Source organism: Stenotrophomonas sp. NPDC077659 (assembly GCF_050268705.1).
Classification (GTDB): Bacteria; Pseudomonadota; Gammaproteobacteria; order Xanthomonadales; family Xanthomonadaceae; genus Stenotrophomonas.
Genome location: NZ_JBNNHG010000187.1, coordinates 1 through 6,063, shown reverse-complemented (window position 1 = coordinate 6,063; position 6,063 = coordinate 1). Strand labels below are relative to the sequence as shown.

5 protein-coding genes are annotated in these 6,063 nt (G+C 67.5%); all 5 read right to left on the bottom strand.

Annotated features, from left to right (window positions below; translation table 11 throughout):
- Positions 1–82: 82 nt before the first annotated feature.
- The 5 genes from ACQKDV_RS17800 to recQ all read right to left on the bottom strand — a co-directional run bounded on the left by ACQKDV_RS17800 (position 83) and on the right by recQ (position 5,850).
- The gene (locus ACQKDV_RS17800; RefSeq protein WP_427785517.1) at positions 83–595 is read right to left on the bottom strand and encodes an N-acetyltransferase family protein; all 513 of its coding nucleotides are present in this window, start codon (positions 593–595) and stop codon (positions 83–85) included.
- 68 nt (positions 596–663) lie between these two features.
- Positions 664–1,620 carry a copper resistance protein B gene (locus ACQKDV_RS17795; protein ID WP_427785515.1) on the bottom strand — a complete coding sequence of 319 codons (957 nt, stop codon included), beginning with the start codon at positions 1,618–1,620 and terminating at the stop codon, positions 664–666.
- Complete coding sequence (locus ACQKDV_RS17790) at positions 1,617–3,419, bottom strand: copper resistance system multicopper oxidase (protein WP_427785514.1); 1,803 nt, start codon at positions 3,417–3,419, stop codon at positions 1,617–1,619. The genes ACQKDV_RS17795 and ACQKDV_RS17790 overlap by 4 nt, the downstream gene beginning before the upstream one ends.
- A 57-nt stretch (positions 3,420–3,476) precedes the next feature.
- Positions 3,477–3,857 carry a CopL family metal-binding regulatory protein gene (locus ACQKDV_RS17785; RefSeq protein ID WP_427785513.1) on the bottom strand — a complete coding sequence of 127 codons (381 nt, stop codon included), beginning with the start codon at positions 3,855–3,857 and terminating at the stop codon, positions 3,477–3,479.
- Between the two features lie 187 nt (positions 3,858–4,044).
- On the bottom strand, positions 4,045–5,850 hold the full coding sequence (gene recQ, locus ACQKDV_RS17780) for a DNA helicase RecQ (RefSeq protein ID WP_427785512.1): 1,806 nt from the start codon (positions 5,848–5,850) through the stop codon (positions 4,045–4,047).
- Between the last annotated feature and the right edge of the window lie 213 nt (positions 5,851–6,063).

Genomic DNA, 6,063 nt, shown 5'->3' with positions numbered 1-6,063 from the left:
ACCGTTTGAGCCTGAAGTCGTCCTTGCCTAGGCAAGGACAACACGGTATCTACAGGCGAGGTGCAGTCGAGCAAGCTCGACACTACCGCCGGCGCAGGATGAACTCGCGGTCGTGGGTACTGCCGACGATGAAGTCGTACTCGCCGGCCTTCTCGCAGCCGTAGCGCGCGTAGAAGCGCTGTGCGGCGAAATTCTCCTCCCACACGCCCACCCACAGGGTGCGGCGTTGTGGCTGGTCCAGCCAGGCGATGAACGCGTCCATCAGACGTGTGCCGTGCCCGCCGTTCTGGTGGGCGGCCAGGATGTACAGTCGCTTCAGTTCGATGTCGCCCTCGCGTGCTTTGGCGTGCGGCAGGGTATTGGCACCGGCAGCCAGATAACCGACCACATTCCCGCCATCCAGCAGCAGCCAGACCGCGCTGCGAGGGTCGGACAGTTCTTCGTGCTGCGCCACGTTGCCGTAGTGCGCCTGCAGGAACACGTCCAGTTCCTGCGGCGGGTACGAGTCGCCCCAGGTTTCGGTGTAGGTGGCAATGGCGATGGCCGAAAGCGCTTCGGCATCGGCCAGCGTGGCGCGGCGGATCTGCAGGGGCATGGCGGTGTGTGGGATGGGACGCGGCGCAGTGTAGCGGGCCCCGGCGAGTGCCGGGGCCTTGCCGTGCCTCAGAACCACAGGCGCACACCGGCGACCCAGCGCGTATCGCGCGCGTGGTCACCGGCCGCGTCGGCCGCATCGCCGAAACTGCGTTCGTGGCTGATGCCGATGTACGGCGCGAAGCGGCGGTTGAACTCGTAGCGCAGGCGCAGACCGGTCTCGACTTTGTTCAGGCCGCGGCCGATGCCGTACGCCGGTTCGTCCTTGGCCGCCAGCGTGGCTTCCACCAGCGGCTGCAGTATCAGCCGGTTGCTCAGCAGCACCTCGTACTCCACTTCGGCCTTGGCCAGCATCTGGCCGCCCGAGCCCAGATACAGCGTGGCCGAGCTTTCAAATTTGTACGGTGCCAGGCCCTGGATGCCGATGGCGGCCCAGGTGCGTGAGTCGGCCGGGCGGAAATCCTGGCGCACGCCCACCAGCACGTCCCACCACGGCGATACGCTGCGGCCATACAGCGCTTCCAGCGACGACGACCCGGTACGGCCGCCGGTGCGTTCGCCATCGCTGCGCAGCCACAGGCGGTTGATGTCGCCGCCGATCCAGCCGGTGGCCTCCCAGGCCTGGCCGTTTCCGTTGCTGCTGTCCCAGTGTTCCAGGCGGTCGATCAGCAGCAGGCTGTTGATCTGTGGGGCATGCTCCATCGCGCCATGGTCGATGGACGGGAAGGCGGCGGCGCGGTCGGCGTCGGTGGGGACAGGAATGGGTTCTCGGGGTTCGCTGGGTGCAGGCATGTCGTGGCCCATGGCCGCATGATCCATCTGCGAGTGGTCCATCATTGAATGGTCCATGCTCGAATGATCCATCTTCGAGTGATCCATCTTCGAATGGTCGACCGGCGTCTTTGCGGGCGCGGGCATGTCATGGCCGGCATGATCGTCGTGCGCCTGCGCCTGCGCCTGCGCGAACGCGGGCAGGCCAGTGGCCAGGCCAAGGGCCAGCAGGCTGCGGGAGAGGAGACGGCTCATTCTTCGATCCTCACTTCGCGCATCATGCCCGCTTCCATGTGGTACAGCAGGTGGCAGTGGTAGGCCCAGCGGCCGAGCGCGTCGGCGCGTACGCGGTAGCTGCGGCGGGTGCCCGGCGGCATGTCCACGGTGTGCTTGCGCACCTGGAATCCGCCCTGTGCGTTTTCCACGTCGCTCCACACGCCGTGCAGGTGGATCGGGTGCTGCATCATCGTGTCGTTGACCAGCACGATACGCATGCGCTCGCCGTAGTTCAGCCGCAGCGGCTCGGCGCTGGCGAACGGAACGCCGTCGAACGACCAGGCAAATTTCTCCATGTGCCCGGTGAGGTGCAGTTCGATCTCGCGGCTGGGCTCGCGGCCATCGGGGTCTTCGAACAGACTGTGCATGGCGCCGTAGGTCAGCACCTGGCGGCCGTTGTCGCGCAGGCCGATGCCGGGGTCATCCAGCTTGGGTTCGGTGGCACTGCTGCGCATGTCCACCAGCGGGCTGGCCAGCTCGCTGGCAGAGTGCTTCGGTGGTTTGCCTGCGGTACCGGCGGCATGCGCGCTGTGGTCCATGCTGGCCCCGCAGCCGCCCTCCATGCTTTTCATTGCGGACATGTCATGGTCACTGTGCCCGGCCATGTCATGCCCCATGTCACTCATCGTCAGCAGCGGTCGAGGATCGCGCTGCGGCACCGGTGCCTGCAGGCCATGACGCACGGCCAGGGTGCCAGCGGCGAAGCCGGTACGGCCCATGTCCTGGCAGAAAATGGTGAAGGCATCCTGGCCGGTGTGTTCCACCAGCACATCAAATGTCTCGGCCGGCGCGATGCGGAACTCATCGATGCTGACCGGATGGATGTACTGGCCGTCAGCGGCGACCACGGTCATCTTCAGACCGGGAATGCGCACGTCGAAGTAGGTCATCGAAGCGCCGTTGATGAAGCGCAGCAGCACCTTCTCGCCACTGCGGAACAGCCCGGTCCAATTGCCAGCCGGGGCGGTGCCGTTCATCAGATAGGTGTAGGTATGGGCGTTGACATCGGAAATGTCGGTGGGCGTCATCCGCATGCGGCCCCACATGCCGCGGTCGGCCACGGCGGCCGACCAGCCCTCGCGGCGCACATCGCGCACGAAGTCGGGCAGGGTGCGCTTGTAGTAGTTGTCGTGCTCGGCGAGCTTCTTCATGCGCCGGAACAGCGCACCGGGATCCAGATCGGTCCAGTCCGAGAGCAGGACCACGTGCTCGCGATCGTGGTGGTACGGCGCTGGTTCGGCCGGGTCGATGATGAGCGCGCCGTACAGCCCCGCCTGTTCCTGGAACATCGAATGGCTGTGGTACCAGTACGTGCCCGACTGCTTCAGCTGGAAGTGGTAGTGGTAGGTCTCGCCCGGACCGATGCCGTTGAAGCTGAGGCCGGGCACGCCGTCCATGTTGGCCGGCAGCAGGATGCCGTGCCAGTGGATGGAGGTGGGGTGGCGATCCAGCGTGTTGCGCACGAACAGGTCCACGGTCTGGCCTTCGCGCCAGCGCAGGATGGGCGCGGGTAGGGAGCCGTTGACGGTGATCGCCGGGCGGGTGCGGCCGGTGAAGTTGGCCAGCGACTCGCCGATGGCCAGCTCGATGCGGGTATCGGTGAGCACCGCCGGTGCGCCGGCCAGACGCGGGGTGGCACTGGCGGCGGCAAGCGCGCGCTGCGGTACGCCGATTGCGGTGGCGCCGGCGATCACGCCGCCAGCGGCCAGGCCCTGTACGAACAGACGGCGCGATGGCATGGGCAGGCCGCCCGGACCGGGGGGAATGCGGGTATTCATGGGTAACTCCAGACACGGGAAGGCGCCGGCGCGAGGCCGGCAGCGGTGCGCGTGGAATCAGCCGATGGGAGGGCGTGAGATGGGCGGCAGCGGCGGTGCCGGGCGGCCAGCACCGAGCAGCGGCTGCGGGGCCAGCGACAGCGCCGGGCCGGCCAGGAACGGGTGCGGCTGCACGGCCAGCAGCGGGTGCTGGGCACAGCTGCGCACGCAGTCCTTGATCTGGCAGTGGGCGTCGTGGGCCGGGGCGTCGGCCTGTGGGGCAGGGGCGGCCTTCATGCCGGCGTGGTGGTGGCAATCGGACTCGTCCGCCACGGCGGTGGCCATGGCATGCGCCATCTGGCCCCTCTGTTCGTGCCCGCTGGCCATGGCCGCGTTCAGCCCGTTGAGCAACAGGCTGAGCATGAGCACGACGCGGAGCAGGGTCGAGGCAAGGGACATGGGCGTCAATCTAGCGGCAAGCGGGGCGTGATGCACGTGTGGCTGAACGGCAGGTTCAAGGTTGGAGCAACTCCAATGTAGAGCCGGGCCCACGCTCGGCTCATCGCGATCTGGCCGCAAAGCAGCCGAGCGTGGGCTCGGCTCTACAGGGGACCCGCGCACGGTTCGCGACGGGCCACGCCCGGCGCTACCCTTCTTCGCGCACGATCTCCACCAGGCGCGGGCCGTAGCGGCTCAGCTTGGTGCCACCGATGCCGCCCACCCTGGCCAGTTCGTCCAGGCTGGTGGGCCGCTGCTCGGCGATGTTGCGCAGGGTGCTGTCGTGGAAGATCACGAATGCCGGCACGTTCTGCTCCCGCGCCAGTTCGGCACGCAGGCCGCGCAGGGCGTTGAACAGGGCCAGGTCCTGCGGCAGCACCGACAGGCCGGTGCGCTGAGCGCTGCGCTCTCGCCCGCCTGCGCTGCTGGCGGCATCGCGGCGCATGCTGATCTGGCGGCGCCCGGTCAGCACATCGCGGCTGGCGTCGGTCAGGCGCAGGCCGCCGTGGCCCTCGCTGTCCACTTCCAGCATGCTGGCCGCCACCAGCTGGCGGAACACGCTGCGCCAGGTGCGTGCATCCAGGTCGCGGCCGATGGCGTAGGTGCTCAGCGTGTCATGGCCCTGCTGCTTGATCTTCTCGTTCTCGCTGCCGCGCAGGATGTCGATCAGGTGACCGACACCGAAACGCTGGCCGCTGCGATAGACACAGCTCAGGGCCTTCTGCGCGGGGATGGTGGCATCCCAGGCGGCGGGCGGGGTCAGGCAGTTGTCGCAGTTGCCGCAGGGCTGCGGATAGGTTTCGCCGAAGCCGGCCAGCAGCACCTGGCGACGGCACTGCATGGATTCGCAGTAGCCCAGCAGATGGTCCAGCTTGGACCGCTCCAGCTGCTTGCGCTCTTCGCTGGCCTCGGACTGCTCGATCATCTGCTTGAGCAGCACCACATCGCCCAACCCGTAGCACAGCCAGGCCTCGGCGGCCTCGCCATCGCGGCCGGCGCGGCCGGTTTCCTGGTAGTAGCCTTCCATCGATTTGGGCAGGTCGGTATGCGCCACAAAGCGCACGTCCGGCTTGTCGATGCCCATGCCGAAGGCGATGGTGGCGCACATGACGATGCCGTCCTCGCGCAGGAAGCGGCGCTGGTTGTTGGCGCGCACTTCCGGCGGCAGGCCGGCGTGGTAGGGCAGGGCGTTGAAGCCCTGGCCACAGAGGAATTCGGCGGTTTCCTCCACCTTGCGCCGCGACATGCAGTAGACGATGCCGGCCTCGCTGCGGTGGCCGCGCAGGAAATCGGTCAGCTGCTTGCGGGCGTTGTCCTTCTGCACCACGGTGTAGCGGATGTTGGGGCGGTCGAACGAACTGACGAAGTGGCGGGCTTCGGCCAGATCCAGGCGCTCGGCGATCTCGCGCTGGGTGGGCGGATCGGCGGTGGCGGTGAGGGCGATGCGCGGAATATCCGGCCAGCGCTCGTGCAGGACGGTCAGCTGGCGGTATTCGGGGCGGAAATCGTGGCCCCACTGCGACACGCAGTGCGCCTCGTCGATGGCGAACAGGGCAATGTGGCTGCGCGAGAGCAGGGACAGGAAGCGCCCGGTGAGCAGGCGCTCGGGGGCGACATAGAGCATGTCCAGCTCGCCAGCCAGCAGCTCGCGTTCGACGCGGGCGGCAGTTTCGCCATCCAGGGTCGAGTTAAGGTATTCGGCGCGCACGCCGAGCTGGCGCAGGGCTTCGACCTGGTCCTGCATGAGCGCGATGAGCGGGGAGATGACGATGCCGCAACCGTCACGCAGCAGGGCGGGGACCTGGTAGCACAGCGACTTGCCGCCGCCAGTGGGCATCAGGACCAGAGCGTCATGGCCGGCAGCCACATGCTCCACGATGTCCTGCTGGGGACCACGGAAATCGTCGTAACCAAAGACGCGTTGGAGCAGTTCGTGCGCGGGACGGGAAGCCATCCGGTTAGTTTACCCCGGCGGGGGAGTCGGCAGGGCTGCGCCCTGCACCTGCAGAAGCCTTCAAGCCAGAGCAACGTCAAAGGCAACAGCCGGCTCTGGGGTGTCTGCTGGTTGGGCGGGGCGGTGTGGCCTTGCAGGACACGCCGTAAACCCATCCATGAAGTGACCCCCTAAAGTTGGACAGTTGGGGGATCAGGCGGCCAGCGCAGCCTG